Source organism: Wolbachia endosymbiont (group A) of Apotomis capreana (assembly GCF_964027025.1).
GTDB lineage: Bacteria > Pseudomonadota > Alphaproteobacteria > Rickettsiales > Anaplasmataceae > Wolbachia > Wolbachia pipientis.
This window is the reverse complement of the sequence record NZ_OZ034721.1, coordinates 1,279,341-1,296,574: the sequence shown is the minus strand read 5'-3', so window position 1 is coordinate 1,296,574 and position 17,234 is coordinate 1,279,341. Positions and strand designations below refer to the sequence as shown.

18 protein-coding genes and 2 pseudogenes are annotated in these 17,234 nt (G+C 35.6%); 11 read left to right on the top strand and 9 right to left on the bottom strand.

Going from position 1 to position 17,234, the window contains the following annotated elements; all coding sequences use genetic code 11:
• Positions 1–138 precede the first annotated feature (138 nt).
• Positions 139–1,086 (top strand): IS110 family transposase, encoded by a 948-nt coding sequence (locus AAGD50_RS06535; RefSeq protein ID WP_209472550.1) that lies wholly within the window; start codon positions 139–141, stop codon positions 1,084–1,086.
• Positions 1,087–1,411: 325 nt separating this feature from the next.
• Positions 1,412–1,819 carry a transposase gene (locus tag AAGD50_RS06530; RefSeq protein ID WP_174516160.1) on the top strand — a complete coding sequence of 136 codons (408 nt, stop codon included), beginning with the start codon at positions 1,412–1,414 and terminating at the stop codon, positions 1,817–1,819.
• A gap of 348 nt (positions 1,820–2,167) precedes the next feature.
• Here AAGD50_RS06530 and AAGD50_RS06525 read toward each other — a convergent pair whose 3' ends face one another.
• The gene (locus AAGD50_RS06525) at positions 2,168–3,145 is read right to left on the bottom strand and encodes a quinone oxidoreductase family protein (protein ID WP_264723920.1); all 978 of its coding nucleotides are present in this window, start codon (positions 3,143–3,145) and stop codon (positions 2,168–2,170) included.
• Between the two features lie 118 nt (positions 3,146–3,263).
• On the opposite strand from AAGD50_RS06525, the gene AAGD50_RS06520 reads away from it, so the two are divergent.
• The gene (locus AAGD50_RS06520; protein WP_265024489.1) at positions 3,264–3,962 is read left to right on the top strand and encodes an ankyrin repeat domain-containing protein; all 699 of its coding nucleotides are present in this window, start codon (positions 3,264–3,266) and stop codon (positions 3,960–3,962) included.
• A 252-nt stretch (positions 3,963–4,214) separates the two neighbouring features.
• Here the strand turns inward: AAGD50_RS06520 and AAGD50_RS06515 are convergent, their stop codons facing one another.
• The 3 genes from AAGD50_RS06515 to rlmB form a co-directional block, all read right to left on the bottom strand.
• A complete protein-coding gene (locus AAGD50_RS06515; RefSeq protein ID WP_264723918.1) occupies positions 4,215–4,751 on the bottom strand; it encodes a cytochrome c oxidase assembly protein in 537 nt (178 codons plus the stop codon).
• Complete coding sequence (locus AAGD50_RS06510; RefSeq protein ID WP_264723917.1) at positions 4,752–5,474, bottom strand: Bax inhibitor-1/YccA family protein; 723 nt, start codon at positions 5,472–5,474, stop codon at positions 4,752–4,754.
• Between the two features lie 79 nt (positions 5,475–5,553).
• A complete protein-coding gene (gene rlmB / locus AAGD50_RS06505) occupies positions 5,554–6,318 on the bottom strand; it encodes a 23S rRNA (guanosine(2251)-2'-O)-methyltransferase RlmB (protein WP_264723916.1) in 765 nt (254 codons plus the stop codon).
• A gap of 92 nt (positions 6,319–6,410) precedes the next feature.
• Here rlmB and AAGD50_RS06500 point away from each other — a divergent pair, with 92 nt between their 5' ends.
• Entirely contained in the window at positions 6,411–6,905 is a 495-nt protein-coding gene (locus AAGD50_RS06500) for a Smr/MutS family protein (RefSeq protein ID WP_264723915.1), read from the top strand.
• Positions 6,906–7,184: 279 nt separating this feature from the next.
• Here the strand turns inward: AAGD50_RS06500 and AAGD50_RS06495 are convergent, their stop codons facing one another.
• Positions 7,185–7,316, bottom strand: coding sequence for a hypothetical protein (locus tag AAGD50_RS06495; RefSeq protein ID WP_264723914.1), 132 nt, complete (start codon positions 7,314–7,316; stop codon positions 7,185–7,187).
• Positions 7,317–7,718: 402 nt separating this feature from the next.
• The gene (locus AAGD50_RS06490) at positions 7,719–8,753 is read right to left on the bottom strand and encodes an aspartate-semialdehyde dehydrogenase (protein ID WP_341810038.1); all 1,035 of its coding nucleotides are present in this window, start codon (positions 8,751–8,753) and stop codon (positions 7,719–7,721) included.
• Between the two features lie 140 nt (positions 8,754–8,893).
• Here AAGD50_RS06490 and AAGD50_RS06485 point away from each other — a divergent pair, with 140 nt between their 5' ends.
• Positions 8,894–9,346 carry a hypothetical protein gene (locus tag AAGD50_RS06485; RefSeq protein ID WP_341810037.1) on the top strand — a complete coding sequence of 151 codons (453 nt, stop codon included), beginning with the start codon at positions 8,894–8,896 and terminating at the stop codon, positions 9,344–9,346.
• A gap of 320 nt (positions 9,347–9,666) precedes the next feature.
• Positions 9,667–10,619, top strand: a pseudogene (locus tag AAGD50_RS06860) (IS110 family transposase).
• A gap of 213 nt (positions 10,620–10,832) precedes the next feature.
• On the opposite strand, the gene AAGD50_RS06470 reads toward AAGD50_RS06860, so the two are convergent.
• Positions 10,833–12,107, bottom strand: a complete 1,275-nt coding sequence (locus AAGD50_RS06470; protein ID WP_010082345.1) for an APC family permease — start codon at positions 12,105–12,107, stop codon at positions 10,833–10,835.
• Positions 12,108–12,242: 135 nt separating this feature from the next.
• Between AAGD50_RS06470 and AAGD50_RS06465 the strand changes: the two genes are divergently transcribed.
• Positions 12,243–13,709, top strand: coding sequence for a hypothetical protein (locus AAGD50_RS06465; protein WP_265024486.1), 1,467 nt, complete (start codon positions 12,243–12,245; stop codon positions 13,707–13,709).
• A 78-nt stretch (positions 13,710–13,787) separates the two neighbouring features.
• Here AAGD50_RS06465 and AAGD50_RS06460 read toward each other — a convergent pair whose 3' ends face one another.
• Together AAGD50_RS06460 and AAGD50_RS06455 are read right to left on the bottom strand one after the other, a co-directional pair.
• Positions 13,788–13,967 (bottom strand): WPE palindromic element domain-containing protein, encoded by a 180-nt coding sequence (locus AAGD50_RS06460; protein ID WP_264723909.1) that lies wholly within the window; start codon positions 13,965–13,967, stop codon positions 13,788–13,790.
• Positions 13,968–14,730, bottom strand: a pseudogene (locus AAGD50_RS06455) (IS5 family transposase).
• Between the two features lie 243 nt (positions 14,731–14,973).
• On the opposite strand from AAGD50_RS06455, the gene AAGD50_RS06450 reads away from it, so the two are divergent.
• The 4 genes from AAGD50_RS06450 to AAGD50_RS06440 all read left to right on the top strand — a co-directional run bounded on the left by AAGD50_RS06450 (position 14,974) and on the right by AAGD50_RS06440 (position 17,226).
• The gene (locus AAGD50_RS06450; RefSeq protein ID WP_264723870.1) at positions 14,974–16,140 is read left to right on the top strand and encodes an aspartate kinase; all 1,167 of its coding nucleotides are present in this window, start codon (positions 14,974–14,976) and stop codon (positions 16,138–16,140) included.
• Between the two features lie 91 nt (positions 16,141–16,231).
• Entirely contained in the window at positions 16,232–16,435 is a 204-nt protein-coding gene (locus AAGD50_RS06445) for an IS5 family transposase (RefSeq protein ID WP_007549940.1), read from the top strand.
• A gap of 158 nt (positions 16,436–16,593) precedes the next feature.
• A complete protein-coding gene (locus tag AAGD50_RS06855) occupies positions 16,594–16,851 on the top strand; it encodes a transposase (protein ID WP_138264905.1) in 258 nt (85 codons plus the stop codon).
• A gap of 162 nt (positions 16,852–17,013) precedes the next feature.
• Complete coding sequence (locus AAGD50_RS06440; RefSeq protein WP_065094389.1) at positions 17,014–17,226, top strand: hypothetical protein; 213 nt, start codon at positions 17,014–17,016, stop codon at positions 17,224–17,226.
• The last annotated feature ends 8 nt before the right edge of the window (positions 17,227–17,234 follow it).

Sequence of the window (17,234 nt, the reverse complement as noted above, 5' to 3'; positions counted from 1 at the left end):
ACCGAAAGGAAATTGGTATTACAACCGTTGGTATCAAGGTACGCTAGCCCTATCTCTCGATACGTTTGAATAGTTGCTTGGGACATATATATGCACCCGTTTACAATCTTAAATTAACTAAAACTATCGAGGTTTATTATGGTTACATCTTATCAAAATTTTATTGGCATTGACATCGGAAAATTTAAAAATGTCGTTGCAATTCACAAACAGAAGAATGCTGTCGAATTTGATAATAATGCTTCTGGTTGGCAACAATTATTTCAAGAGTTTTCAGATATTCTACCTAATGCTTTAGTGACTTTAGAAAATACAGGGAAATATGAGCTTGGCTTATCACATTTTCTTACCGACAAAAATATTGCCGTGCATCGAGCTAATACTCGTAAAGTAAAAAGCTTTATTTTATCTCACGGAACTTTAGCAAAGTCTGATAGATCAGATGCAAGAGCTCTTGCTCAATATGGATTTGAACGCCATAGAACTATCTCTCTATTTGTACCTACCTCTACAGAACAATCAACTTTGGCTGCACTTTGTCAACGTCGTGATGATATTACGCAAATGAGAACTCAAGAAAAATGCAGACTTGAAGCACCGGAAAATGATCATATAAAAGAAAGCTGTCAAAAGACCATTGAGTTTTTCGATAGTCAAATAAACGAACTCAATGATACTATACAAAAGATTATTGATGAAAGCCGCGAATTACAACAACGCCAAAAAATTCTTAAAACAGTTCCTGGAATAGGTAAAAAGTTATCACAAGATTTTTTGTGTTTAATGCCAGAGCTTGGTTACTTAAATAGAAAAGAAGTAGCAAGTCTTGCCGGAGTTGCACCGCATCCAAAAGAAAGTGGTAAAGCTGTTGGTTACCGAAGGATTACAGGTGGTAGAAGTAACGTTCGTTCAAAGCTCTTTACAGCCGCTATGGCTGCTACAAGGTCGAAATCTATACTTGGCGCCTTTTATTCTAAGCTTGTTGAAAGTGGTAAGAAGAAGATGGTGGCTATAACAGCCCTAATGCGTAAAATTATAGTAATTGCTAATACAAGACTTAAAGAAGCAATTAATTTGCATACTTAAAAATCTTCACAACGGTAACTGAAATTGGCTAATGAATATGTGCGTCCACACAGACTTAAAGCACATATTCATTAGCTTAAGCAGAAATTGCTGTGGTAGCTGTTTGATATAAAATTCTATTTCTATGACAAACGGGTTTTTATTGCCCATATAATTTGCAAAATTACACAAATAAAAAAATTTTTAAAAAACATAGTTGATAGCACTGACAGAAAATATCGTGGCTATGAGCAAACGAGAAAATTGCACGTAATGTTGAATATAAACAACAAAAAAGCCATAGCTGTAAAATACAGTAACGGCTGATCACTATGGAGCTTGTGATTTGCTAAAAGAAGTTGATTTTCAGCATGCCATAAAAGCACTATATGCAGATAGAGCATGTGATAGGCACAAGTTTTATAAGTTGTGTAACGAATATGATATAAAGACAAAAATTCCACCAATAAACAATGCGGCAGAACATCCAGAAATAGATTATATGTCTGACAGGAATGCTGCTATTAGGTTAATAAAATTATACGGTGAAGATGGCATGAAAGAATGGAAAAAAGAAGTAAATTATGGGAAAAGATCTTATATTGAAGGGTTTTTCTCAAGATTAAAGCAAATATTCGGATTTAGTTTTAGGAATAAATCTGAGATAAATCGAGAAAAAGAACTGCTAATCAAATGCTATTTGCTTAATAAATTCACTGATATTGGTATGGCTAAATTTGAGATAGTTACATGAATTTACCATAAATCACCATCTCATAAAGTGTGATGCAACAAAGCCATCCCAGTGTCTGGGCACTGGGATGACAAGAAGAGAGCACTGGAATGACAGGAGAAGGAGGGCTACTACCGTCATAAAGGAACCAGTGTCAGTTACTCGGATGATACCTTTTTCTACTTAATTTGGGTTATGCAAGAAGTCTATTCGCGGTATAGATTCCGCTAACAAGTAGCGGGATGACGGTTGTCGGTAAATCTAAGTCAGTTTAGCTATATGCTTTTAATTCCCCCAAAAGGAGAATTAAATATGTGAAGTTCTAGTTGATATGACTTAATGAATGGTTAGTTTAAATTACTAATTTATTTAAGAGATTTTGATAATATTTAACCCACTCGCTTTTCTATTTTCCATATCACGATGTGCTTGAATTATTTCATCAAATTTATATTTTTTATTGATCCGTACAGTTAAAAGTTTTTTTCTTATCATCTCAAAGATTTCCATTGTGGTAAGCACTAATGTGAATCTATCATGCTTATAATGGTATATTGAGGTTCCAGTTGCAAATAACGAACGTGAACTAAGTAAAGAAAAACTAATAGGAGCGTTACCTGATATCTGCCCATAGGAAACGTATATGCCGAACCTGCCTAAAGATTCAAAAGAGAGCTTGCTTGTAGCGTAACCTATGGGGTCATATACTGCACCTACTCCTCTGTTTTGCGTAATCTCCATAATTTTAGAAACGAAGTCTTTATCATTGTAGTTTATTGCGTATGTGCAGCCACTTTGTAAAGCTATCTTCATTTTTTCATCAGAGCTTACAGAACCTATCACTACACCTTTTTTATCCTTTGCCCATTGGCATATTATTTGTCCTAAGCCACCATTAGCCCCATGAACTAGCACGAAAGCACCAGGCCTGATTTTATAAGATTGATTAACTAAATAGTGAGCTGTCATACCTTTAAACAGCACTGCAGCAGCAACTTCATCAGATATGTCATCTGGAATTTTTATCAGATATTTCTGGTGTATAATGCGCTTTTCACAATATGCCCCTGGAGGAGCTGTGCAATATCCAACTCTATCTCCGACCTTCAACCCATCACTGATTTTTTTACCAAGCTTTTCAATAACTCCCACTGCTTCCACTCCAAGCACTGATGGTAAATTTTTAATTTTGCGTGTACCTTTTCTGTGCTCTAAATCATAACGATTTAAGCCGATAGTTGTGTGACGCACTAAGACTTCCTCGCCTTTTGGCTCACCTATACTCTTATCTACAAATTCTAATACTTCTGGTCCCCCAGTTTTTTTTATTTGTATAGCTCTAACCATGATGAATGTAAGATAAAAACTTTGATTATGTTATCTAACAATTAATATTTTGCAAAATGTTATTTAGAGTTTATATACTACATAAGTGTATATTAATAGTTTTAAGGTATAAATTATAATGAATAGAGAAACTTGGCTTTATAGTGTTTTGTATAATGTGTTGTACAAAGTGGATGAAGATAACGATTTAGATACTAGTAATATAATAAAAAAAATAAAAGAAAGGCTAGAAAGTGGAATGCGAACTTCAAGCAAAGAAAACTATTATGAATATTTATATGCTTCTTGGGAAAAAAAAGGTTTTGATATTAATCACAAATTTGATTTGAAAGACTATGATGGCTTTCCAGTAGATAGTCTTTTTTCTATTGCTATTAATCACAAGCCTTACGCTTTACCAAATCTAGCGCAAGTTTTAATAAAAGCAGGGGCTAACGTGCAAAATGAGAAAGGATATTTACATGCCTGCGCTTTGACGCGTTCTCCAGATGTGTTAAAGGCTCTCATAGAAGCGGGGGTAAGTGATAGCCCACATGAACACTACGGTGGAAATACCGCTTTAGATTGTGTTACTAAATTATATGATGCAGAGAAGTCAATTGAATGCAAAGATTGCTGTAAGATTCTAATTAAGCATACATTAGAAAAAAATCCCAACATAGAAGTGCCAAATTCTGTAAAAAATAATAAGGAATTGGCTAAGTATTGGGATGCTTGTGAAGCAAATAATGAAGGATGGGAATTGATAACACCAAGCACTGAGACACAAGTAGTCGGTGCGCAAAAAGCAAATAAGAACTCCTGCTCAATTCAATAGATCTGTTGCCTAATCATTATTTGAATAACAACGCACTCCTTCTATAGCTAACACGTCATACCGCCGCGGAGATCCCGCTAACAAGTAGCGGGATGACGAGGTTTACCTTATCGGATTCGTCATACCGCCGCGGTATCTCAAAGCATAGATCCCGCTAACGGGTAGCGGAATGACAGTTTTTCAAATTGTCGGTAAATCTAAGTCAGTTTAGCTATAGCTCACGCTGCTTGGGTGACAATAGGAAAAAGTTTATTACTTAAGCTTAAAAAACGTGTATGATAGTGTTATTTCGCTCAAATCTTTTGTATTACTATCAAGCATTATCTCAGGATCTATATAGAAAGATACGGGCATAGCTGCTTTTTGTTTTGCTAGCAACATTTGTTCTTCAAAGCAAAAACATGCAACTTTATTGAAATACTTACCTGCTTTGAAAGGCGTAACGTTATATACTGCCATACCAAATGAAGGCTGATCAGATAGATTTTTTGCGTAATAAAACGCTAAACTTTGTTCTCCTATGTTTACGTCAAAGTAGTTAGTTTCTGATTTAAACTCCCAAGGTAGATCGGACATTATATCAGCATTGAAATGGACCCTGATCTTTTGGTTAGTTATATTTGTTGTTGTGTTAGTTACTTTTCTTATTGTGCCACCATACCCAGTAGCTTTACAAAAAATGCTATATAGAGGCACCGATGCATATGCAAGACATAACATCAATACAACTAGAGATATTAGAAAGAAAACTATAGAATTCTTACTGCCTTTCCTTAAAAAGGAAAACATCTAATCCCTATTGTTGAACAAGTTAAGTAACCTGAGTAGATTGAGAAATATATTAATAAAGTCAAAATAAAGATTAGTTGCACCGAGTATTGCCAATTTAGTAGTAGCAACTTCTGATCCGTCATTATGTTTATAATAAACGTCCTTGATTCTTTGAGCATCATACGCAGTCATTAAGGTAAAGACTATTACTGATATGAACGATATTGCAAAGTAGAGAGGACTACTTCCAAGGAATAAATTTACTATGGATGCTATAATTATCCCCAAGACTCCCATAATCAAGAAAGAGCCCATACTTGTAAGATCTCTTTTTGTAGTATTGCCATATAAAGCCATAGAGCCAAACATGATTGATGTAATGAAAAACGCCCTTGCTATATTTTCTGCGGTATAAACTATAAAAACATAAGATAAGGAAAGCCCCATTAACACTGAGAACGAGAAAAATATAGTAACGGCAGACTGAGCACTTAGGTGTTGAATTCTATAAGACATGTAGAACACCAATGCAACCGGAGATAACATTACCACAAGCGATAGGACGGGATTAGAATAAATCACCTGAAAAAGACCAGAAAACACCGTTAAAAATGCAACAAGTCCTGTGACGCCCAAAGCTAAAGCCATGTAATTGTATACTTTAGTTAGGTAACTTCTAAGCCCAGCACTATAATAAACGCCTTGAGAGCGAATATCCTGTTCATTTCTCATGTAAGACATAATATAACTCCTTTTGTCTATTATTTAACACATTATAATATAAAACCACATTTTTATCAAGTATTTTTATTATAAACAGCTATGCGCTGGCATTTGTTTTAATATAAATAGAATATAGGCCTATTGCTGCTGCATTTGAAACATTTAAACTGTTAATTGCATTTGACATTGGTATTTTTAAAAGATAATCACAGTTTTCTTTAACTAGTCTTCGTACCCCTTTCTCTTCAGAACCAAAAATAATTACTCTTTTTTTCTCAAAACTCTTTATTTCATCTATATTTTCTTTAGTATTGCAATCAAACCCATAACACCAGTAACCGACCTTTTTTAAATACTCCATAGTTTTCACTATATTTGTAACGTATATTAGCGGAACGATATCTAAAGCTCCACTTGCTGCTTTTGCAATAGATGCATTTTCACTTGGTGAATGGTTATGTGGTAAAACCAATGCGTTAACATTAAAGCAGGCCGAAGTTCTTAAAATTGACCCAATATTGTGTGTGTCAGTGACTTGATCTAAAATGACTATAGTAGAGCTGTCGTTTGAGCTTTCAGCTACTTCTTCGATGCTTAAGTTATAAAGAATAGGGGCAACATTTAAAGCAATTCCTTGATGGTTAGCACCTTTGGGTAAAACGTCATTAAGTATTTTGTTTTCTACTAATCGAACTTTAATGCCCTTACTATTTGCACATTGCCTAATTTCTTTTTCATGTTCTCTATAGAAATTTTCTGTTACTAACAGTTCTATACACCGCCTATTTTTATTCTTCAGTGCTGACATGCAGGTGTGCTTTCCATACAGCCAAAAATTCTCATTAGTTTTTGACGATTTCATCGTATTATCGAAAATTGGATTTTCATAGAATAAGCAACATTTTACTATGTTTGGATATTGTTGTAAAATTATACAATTCGATTAATGCGTTTATGTCGGACGATGAGTTGGATTGGCAAAAAAATGTTAAGCCAATAAAATGTGGAAAAGTTACTTTAAAAGTTGATCATAAAGTAAATATAAAGTCTATGGTTGATAAAGGTACCTCCGACTTACAAAGGAATTTTCTTAATACCAATAATGGTAACTCATCATTTTGTCTTGACAAAAACACAAAATCAAAAGTTGATAGGGGTAAATATTTTATAAGCGATAAGCTCGATTTGCATGGCTATAATATAGAGGATGCTTACTGTAAATTGATAGATTTTATTATCAAAAATTATCGAGCAGGAAATAGATGTTTATTAGTAATTACGGGATACGGCAGTGCAACAAATAAAACAGACACTATAAAGAATAACTTAAATAAGTGGTTAAATGATACTAAAATCCAGCATATGGTTCTATACTACCAGCAAGCTACGAAAAAACATGGTGGTAAAGGGGCTTTTTATGTTTTATTAAGAAGGCTTAGGTCCTATTAGCTGCTTAAGTTTCCTTTTAAGCCTTAATTTTTCTTGTATAACCATACAGTGTTCGGCAGCGCGTGACGCACAACTGTGCGAACATTGTGATTTGGGTCTACCAGGAGGGATGTCTCCCAGTACCTCTTTTCCCGTCATCCCGCTACGTGTTAGCGGGATCTCATTTCACTTTATGAGGGTGTCATCCGAATAGCTTGACTACTTGGATCCAGATTGGATACTGAGTTGGTGAGTATAAAAGTATAGCTTCTACGTCATACCGCCGCGGTATCTCAGCCGCTAACAAGTAGCGGGGTGACGAGTTACTATACCGCTGCGAACCGTCATACCGCGATTTATTCCATAGCTGTACGAACATTCATTTTTGAAGGTAAACTGCACAGCAAATGGTGTCATTCCAGGGCTTGACACTGGAATCCAGCCGGCTTTGTTGCATCGCTAGCTATGATGGATTAAAGATAAAAAAGGTGGAGAATATCAGTAGCTTATTATTCTGGTATTTATAACAAGAACGGTCAGTGAATACCTAAATTTGAGTAAAAGAAATTTCACTACCACTCACTAATCCGGCTAAAATTCAAGAATTTCAATGCTTTAGCTATTTTCAATAGAATTAAATTTATTAATATAAATAACAAGTTACTATTCTTAAATTTGATCAGATTGATTGCAAAAAAAACAAGATTTTCAATAAGTTGCTTATAATCCTAATTATAGTTAGCCTTTCATAAGTAGCGATGCAACAAAGCCATTCCAGCGTCACGCGCTGCCATGTGATATACAATTTCCTTCGAATTACAACGTACGTGCGCTCTATATGCACTTGATTGACAAATGCTCTCTTATCAAAATCTCAAGAATCTGCACTATATTTAATGCTGCGCCTTTGCGCAGGTTGTCAGCCACTATCCACATATTTAATCCGTGCTCAACAGTATTGTCTCTTCTAATACGCGATACATATACAGCATTCTCCTGTACAACATCAATTTGAGTTATGTATTCACTATCTTCACGCCTGTTGTACACTAAAACTCCACTATCTTCGGCTTCACTTAGCACTTCACGAGCTTGTTCTTCAGTGATATGTTGATCAAATTCCACATTTACTGCCATAGCGTGACCGATAAAGACGGGTACCCTTACACAAGTTGCAGTAACTTTTATATTTTCCTCTAAAATTTTTTTTGTCTCCTCTTGCATTTTCCATTCCTCTTCTGTAGAGCCATTTTCCATGAATTCTCCTACATGGGGAATGCAATTGAATGCTATTTGCTTAGAGAATATCTTGGGTTTTTTAGCTTCGTTCATAAAGATTTTTTTTGTCTGGTCATAGAGCTCATCCATTGCTGCTTTGCCTGCACCAGAAGTTGATTGATAAGTTGAAGCAACGATTCTCTTTATTTTTGCTTTTTGGTGTAATAGATGTAGTACTAGCAGCATCTGTATTGTAGTACAGTTTGGATTGGATATTATGTTGTGGTTTTTATATTCCATAATTTTTTCTTTATTAATCTCTGGAATAATGAGTGGCACAGCCTCTTTCATTCTAAAATGGGAACTGTTATCTATCACGATGCATCCAGCCTGTGTTGCAATTGGTACATACTCTTCAGAAACATGAGATCCAGCACAGAAAATGGCTACATTAGTTCCAACGAAGTCATAATCCTCAAGGCATAAAACTGTTAACTCTTTGTCACCAAAGCTCACCTTCTTCCCTTCTGATTTTTTCGATGCAAGTGCAATAACGCAATCTATCGCCTCATCTTGAAATTCAGCAAGCGTGCTTAATACCTCACGCCCTACTCTTCCGGTTGCTCCAATAACAGCAATTTTGTATCTCATATAGATGAACCTCTAATTTTAAAGTTCTATTATATTTTTACTGACAAAATTTACAATTGTTTTAATATTTTTACCTTGCAATTAATTGTAATTTAGCTATTATTATGCAATATTAGTAATATTACATAATGAAATGAAAGATGAGTAAGGAATACGATGAAACTAAGGTTAAACCTGCAATGTCTACACCTCAAGGGCCTGAAGGAACCAATGGATCAAAGGCCCAAAGTGTTCTTTCGAATAAAAGAAAGCCTACAATAAATTTTGATGATAAAAAGTATGGTGTAAAAACCTCTAAAATAGACCAACAGTCTCTAAACAAAAGACAAGAATCTTCAAAGCTAAGAGATCTCTTAAGGTCAATACCAATAATAAGGAGATTTTTAGCAAGGATTTTCATACCTGAAAAAATAGAAATCATCAGTAACCCTATATATGACAACATGGAAGCATATAAAAAATCGCAGGAAGATTACCCTAGTAAGATAAAAGATGAAACTAGTATAGATGATGAACACACAAAAGAAGTAGATAGTAAACTTGAGAAGGGTAATGTTGAACAAGTGGACAACAAGAAAAGTCGTAGTTCATAAATATCAATCATTTAAAAATTATCTCTAGTTATAACATTGTATCTGTTCAGATGCATGGCTCATGTACAAATATTGAAACAAAAATTCCAGTGCTCCTTTCTCGTCATCCCAGTGCGTGACACTTGTATCTTTATGATGTGAGGCATTAGAGCTAAAATACCTCACAGGGAGGGTGAAGCTGATGCGACACTAATGCCATTAAGCCAGATTTTGCTTCCCTCCCATAGAGTTAAAGACTGAACAGTATCTTTTGGAATTATATCCCGTATTACAAGGTTAGTCTAAACTCTCAGTTTATTTATAGTCTTGGAGGCAATTTTATGCAAGTAAATGCTATTTTGGGTGTGGATATTTCAAAAAAGAAATTTGATGTTTGTTTGTTAGTGGACAGTAAAAAACGACACAAAGTCTTTCAAAATAATCAAGATGGTTTTGCAAAACTTGTAGTTTGGTGCAATGGCCATGGAGCAAATCTTACTCATTTATGTCTTGAAGCAACTAGTTGGTATGGAGAAGATTTGGCTACTTTTATGCACGATTTAGGACATAATGTCAGTATAGTAAACCCAGAAAGCTTTTGGCAAAAGTGAGCTGCTCAGAAATAAGACAGATAAATCAGATGCAGCTATGATAGCTAGATTTTGTATCGCCAACAAACCTGCTCTTTGGAAGCCCATTGCACCTGAAATGAGGCATTTGAGGGAGCTTTACCGTTGCATGCAATCGCTAAAAGATGATAAGGTGCAACAGACAAATCGCTTGGAAAACAAAAATATGCATTCCAGTTGCAAAGAAGCTATATCTAAAGTAATTTTGGCAATAGAGGAGCAAATTATTGTTCTCGAAAAAGAAATTAATGAGCATATAAATAACTATCCACATCTAAAAAATATGGTGGAAAACCTTAAGACTATAAAAGGTATAGGATATCTTACTGCTGTTGCTGTTGTCGCAGAAATGCCATCAGTTGATAACTTTGACAATGCTAAACAATTTACAGCTTTTGCTGCCAGGACATTATCAATCGGGATCGTCAGTAAGTAAGAGAAGTTGCATATGCAAAATAGGATCTGAGCGTATTCGAAAAGCTCTTTATATGCCAGCTATAGTAGTCAAAAACCATAATAATCATTTTCAAAAGTTTTGTCAGCGTCTAGCAAGTAAAGGCAAATGTCCAAAAGTCATAGTTCTTGCGTTAATGCGAAAATTAATGCATGTCTTTTTTGGTATTCTTAAAAATAATCAACCATTTAATTGTAATTTTGTTGGATAATTTGTTTGACAGCAGAGACAGTATCTGGGATCCAGATTGGGCACTAAGTTGGTAAACACGAAAGCGATTAATCCTTTACAACGTTTTTGATGGAACTGCGCGAAAGAACTGGATGCCAGTGTCACGCACTGGCATGACACCCATTTCTTCCTATAGTTGTCTTTTCTCGTCTACCTTATTTTGCCACTCTGCTGAACAGATACATAACATTTGCTATACAGAAACTCTGCGATACCAAAATAAATAAAGAGGTACGCCACTTGCAGTGAATAAGCTTGCGATCAGCAAGGTATTCACAGAAGTTTCAAATATTACCCAGCAGCAAAAGGTTGTTGCTATACTGCCAATTAAAAATTTGTAACAACTCTTTTCTTGCACAATAACTTTGAGAAAAGCAAGACTGCATGCAAGGTAAACAAATAAAAATGAAACTACAGAAAAGTCGATAATTGATGTGATCTGCTTAGCAAAATTGTTGCTTGAAGTGAGGATTAGTAAAGTTGCAGTTCCAACTGAGCTAGTTGTTATGCCCCAGAAAGGAGAACCGTGCTTGTTTCTTTGAGCAAAAAACTGTGGCATCAGTTTATCTTTTGCAAGGCCAAGGGCCACTTGTCCACTAGCTAGTACCCAAGCGTTTAAAGTACCAACACAAAAAATGAACGCAGTTATAGAAATAATCAAGTGCCAATTGCCAGAGGCCATAATTTTTATTGCGTCAACATATGGTGCTCTTGAACTTGCTAAATCATTGCCATTTATTAATCCCATAATTGCAAGATTGTTGATAAAATACACAACAGCAACAGAGATTGTTCCAAGTACCACAGCTCTTGGTATTGTTCTAGCTGGATTATCAACTGACCCTGCAGGTGCTGTTGCCAATTCAACTCCAATAAAACCCCATAGAGTAATAAGTGTAGAACGGGCAAGAATCTGCGATGTTGTAAGATTTGATATTTCTTCACTTATGATGAAGTTATTTCTATCAAAAAAAAACAATGCTGCTATAGGTATTACAAGCAATACAGAAATTTTTATCACCGTCAATAAAAACTCAACACGTCCAGCAGTAGCTACTCCTCTAAAATTTATTAGTGTAATAATTGTAAGTAATAACATCTCTAAAAACAGATGTACGTTTTGAATATCTTCATGGAAAAATGGTGTAAGATAACCAACACCCACAACTATTACGGCTGTTGTGCTAACCCATGAGATCACCCAATACGTCCAACCAACAAAAAAAGCTGCAGCAGGGCCAAAAGCATGCTTTACATAGACGTGAGGGCCACCCGTTTCCGGAAATTTTGCGCAGAGTGAGGCAAAAACTAAAGCAAGAGATATAGCACCAAGCCCTGATATTATCCAGCTTATAAGGCTATACATGCCATATGGAGCAAGGCTAATTGGAAGCATAAAAATTCCAGAGCCAATTTGGCTGCTAATCACTAAGGCAAAAATAGCCCAAAAACCTATTTTATTTGACACAATAATTCTTATCTAAATAGATTAACAATATACCCTAAACTCAGAAATTTCAATTGATCTTTTAACATAAAAACTTGCATTTTTTTCAATTTATTCCTAAAATAGATTATATTAACAGATTATTAAGAGGGGGTTATGAATCCGAGATTAAAAGCATTTTTGGTTGTTTGTAGTATTATTGCATTTTTGATTGCACTTTTGTTTCTCGTGTATTATTTAAATCTTCTTGTTAACTATATCCTTGACCCGATTCTAGTTCGTCCCTTTGAAAGATTATACAAAAACTTAATTGTTGATGGTCTTTATGCCTATTTATCTACAAGCACTTCTAGCCCTGCACTAGCATTTTTGGCTACAGGTTTTATTGTTATTGCTGCGTTTATTTGCCTGAATAAAATGCTTCTTCCCTTGCAAGAGAAGATCATAAACAACTATACCTCCTTTAAAAACAACAATATTGATAGCAATAGCATGTTGTTTGAGGTTTATAAAGATCCAACAATAAAATTAAAGGACAAAATCTTATTCTTCAGTATACACTTGATATATTACCTACAGCTTCCATTTTTGTATATTGCATCAAAGGTATCAGCTCTACGTGGGTTTCTTATATTTAATTTTGGTTTATTATTGTTAAATTATGCACTGCTAATTCCAGTAGCACTTCTTGAGTTAATAAAATATCCATCAGTAAAACTCTTTTCACCTTTGGGTTTGAATGTAAAGCAGCTAAGCTTTTTGTTTAATGTAAGTGATGTGGGTACTAGTAGTCAGAGCGTTCATACTAGAAGTTTTCAGCAAAGCGTTATTGAATGTGCCAAAAAATTAAAGGAAGAACATGGTACGCCGTTAAATGAGTTGGATGAAGAGTTTAAAAGTTATATAAGCGGTTTAACAAGTCAGCAAAAACGAATGATAGAACCTTATCTAAGATTGGATGGTTATGAAACTGGGGAGTGGGTAAATTGGGTAGATTCACAAACCGGATTGACATTGACACAGGCTATAAATTTAGTTTTAATTGCGGCAAGAGAGCAAAATGCAGACGTAGAACTATTGAAATCTATATTACTGGTTCGCTTTGAAGAAAGTAACCGCCAATGTGGTCCTGGAATGCTTCTCCGTATTATTTATGCATTAAGTGGCCTTGAAGCAGAAAACAACTTTGCAGCTCAACTGGAGCCTCAGCTAATGGGGAAGTTGGCTGGTAATGCTACTAAAAGATTTCTTGAGAAATATGTGGATAAGCACTACCATAAAATAAAAGTTTTGAAAGAAAATTTTGATAATTTGTATTCACCAAGTTCTGGGGTGGATTTGAGCAACGTGAGTGATGAAGTAAAGGACGGCATTTCTTATACAAGAGATGCTATAAAAGAATTCGTGTTTAAGGAATTATATGTAAAGTTTTATAACGACTATGGGGAGCATATTCAGAGAGGGCAGATAAAACAAAGGTTAAGGGAGTTAATAACGGATGAAGTCGTAGACGCGGCAATATATTCTAAAATAGATGAAATAGAAATCCCTGCAGAACCACCTACTTATCTTGAAAGAGTAAAAGCATTTTTTGGAGGTCATGCAAGGTCTTCTGCTGCTTAGTGGTTTAGTTCGTGCTATATAGCTAAACTAACTTAGATTTACTGACAATTTTAAAACAACAAATTCGTCATTCCGCTACTAGTTAGCGGAATCTATACCGCGAATGAATCCATAGCTGTACGAACATTGTGATTTGAGAGCAATTTCCACAAGGGAGGGTGTCATTCCAGTGCTTGGCACTGGAATCCAGCCTTTATTATGCAGCCACTTGGTTGAAATTAAGTCTTCTGGATCCCAGTGTCTAGGCAGTGTCGACATTTATTTTAACCAAAGATAAATGCCAGCAATGTGAACAAAAGACAGAAAAGCTATGGCCAATTTGTCGTAGCGTGTAGCAACTCTGCGGAAGTGCTTGATTTTGTTGAACATCCTTTCGATTAAGTTTCTCTCTTTATACAATTCTTTGTCATATTCTCTTGGTGTTTTTCTGTTGGAACGCGGTGGGATTACTGGCTCAGCATTTACAGCTTCTGCAGCCTCAATCATATAATTTGCGTCATACCCTTTATCGGCAATAAGTGCCTCCATGTTCTTGCCTTCTATCAGGTCTAAAGCTTTTACGTAATCCGATCTTTGCCCTGCAGTAACAAAGAATCTCAGTGGGTTGCCCAAAGCATCACAAGCAGCGTGTAATTTGCTTGAAAATCCTCCTTTGCACCGTCCCAGCTCTTGTTCTTGTCTACCAGTTTCCACATTTTTTTCTTGCACCAGCAGCATGTTGATGTGCCCTGATTATTGTTGAGTCTATCATGAGCCACTCTGTGTCTCCATTAACAGCTAATGTGTTGAAAATCATCTGCCAAACACCAGATTTTGCCCACCTTATAAAACGTTTATGTACACTTGACCATTTTCCATACTCAGCCGGCAATGCTCTCCATGTTGCTCCTGTTCTACCTATCCACATTATTGCAGCTACGAATCTCCTGTTATCTTTTGCGCTTCTTCCTCTATCTCCTTCCTTACCTGGCAGACTGTTTTTTATTCTCTCCCATTGCTCATCTTTTAAATCATATAGCATTCTCTTTACCTATTAATAAAGAGTACTCTATATCACTATTTTTTTATGTCGACAAGACCTAGGCACTGGGATGACACCATTTGCTGTGCAATTTACCTTCAAAAATGAATGTTCGTACAGCTATGGAATGAATCGTGGTATGACGCGTTAGCTATAGCTTTGTCTTCCCTTTTCTGAATGGCTTGCAAGCTGCTATCTCTACAAAAACTATATTTTTCTTCAGAAGAGAGTTATATTGTAACTATGGACAAAATAATCATAAAAAAATTTGGTGGGACTTCGCTAACTGATTTAAACCGAGTTGCAAATTTGATAAAAAACGATATTGAGAAAGGTTGTAATGTAATCGTTGTTGTATCTGCTGTTGCAGGATTTACTGACCAAATGGTTTTTCAGGCTAGGCAAATCTCAAATTTAAGTTATAGACAAGAGTTATCAGAGTATGACGTTATGCTTTCAGCAGGAGAACAAATCTCTTGCGGTCTATTAGCTATCACTCTCCAATCGATCGGAGTTAATGCTAAATCGTGGCTTGCCTGGCAGTTACCAATTGTAACTGATGATTTTTATTCTGAGTCTAAAATAAAAACAATAAAGATTGAACGTGTGAAAAGATCTTTTGCTGAGGGTTATACTGCTGCGATCATTGCTGGTTTTCAGGGTATAAATGATGATAGAATCACTACTTTTGGAAGAGGAGGCTCTGATATATCAGCAGTTGCCTTCGCGGTAGCCTTTGGTGTTAGAACTTGCGAAATTTTTACTGATATTGATGGAATATATACAGCAGACCCGAGAATTGTTCCAAAGGCACGCAAGCTCAAATTTATCTCTTACGATGAAATGTTGGAAATGTCGTCATCTGGTGCTAAAATATTGCATAATCGTTCAGTACAACTTGCAATGAAACATGACATTAAAGTGCAAGTGCTATCCACTTTTAAGGAAGTAGAAGGCACCACAGTGCTACACAAAAGGGAGGTACTAGAGAGATACTTAATTACTGGAATAGCTTATAGCACTAATGAAGCTCTTGTAACTTTCACTAACCTTGCAAATAACTTGCGCACTTTAAGAGACATAGCAGGAGCAAACGTTAAAATTGATATGATACATGGGTCAAGTTTTGTTATCTCCAAATTTGATATTGATTTAATGGAAAAGTTACTGAATAAGAATGAAAATTATGCTATAAACGATAATGTAGCTAAAATTTCAATAATTGGTATTGGTGTTATGTCTAACACTGAAGTGATGCACCGCACACTCAAGGTTTTAAGCGAAAAAAAGATAGAAATACTTGCTATCACAACATCTGAAATCAAAATCAGTATAATTGTTCAAAAAGAATGCGCTGTAGCTTTAGTCAAAGATTTACATACTGAGTATGAGCTTGATATGCAGCACTAGGATAGGCTTGACGTCCAGTTGTCTAAGAGTATGTCTTGAAAAGGAATGAGGAAAAAAATATGATAGTGTAAGTAAAAAATAGGAGGGAAAATTGTATCCAAGTGATATAAGTGATAAGGAATGGGAAATTTTGGAGCCACATGTTGCACAAGGAAAGATAGGGAGGCCAAGAAAGCACAATATCAGAACAATTATTAATGCAATAAGGTATATAATGAGAGGTGGTTGTCAATGGAGAATGCTGCCGAAAGATTTTCCTCCATGGAAGACGGTGTATGACTATTTTCTCAGGTGACGTAGTAATGGCAAATTGGAAAAAATACATAATATGCTAGTAAAAGAGGTAAGAAAAATGTTTGGTAAAAATGAAACACCTTCAGTAGGAATAATTGACAGTCAATCAGTAAAAACCACTCAAAAAGGGGATCCAGAGGATATGATGCTGAAAAAAAAATAAAGGGTAGAAAACGTCATATTGTTGTAGATACAGTGGGCTTAATTATTGCGGCTGATGTTCATAGTGCAAGTGTTCAAGATCGTGATGGTGCTCTAAATCTTTTCACTCAAGCTAAATACAAGGCTCCAACTTTACGTAAGTTTTTTGCTGATCAAGGATACATAGCAAAACCGCTGTTTATTGGAGACAGGATACGATTACCAAGAAAGCTGTTGATGTTACAGGATTTTTCGACAATCTGGACCACAATTTAGCACTGCAGGCTATCAAGAAGCACACAGACTGCAAATGGGTCATACTGTATGTTGAAAGGTGGATGAAATCCCCTATTCAGCAAGCAGATGGCAGTAAGGTAGTTAGGGAAAAAAGGAGTTCCGCAAGGAGGTTCAATAAGCCCAATCATTTCAAACATATTTATGCACCATGCATTTGATATATGGATGAAACAAAATCACCCAACAGTACCATTTGAAAGATATGTGGATGATGCGATAGTGCACTGCAGAACTAAAAGACAGGCAGAATTTATGCGAGCAGCAATTGAAGAAAGATTGGCACAATGTAAGCTAAAATTGCAACCTGATACCAATGCCATTCCAAAACTCCATCATTATACTGCCTTAGTATAACCTTCTCA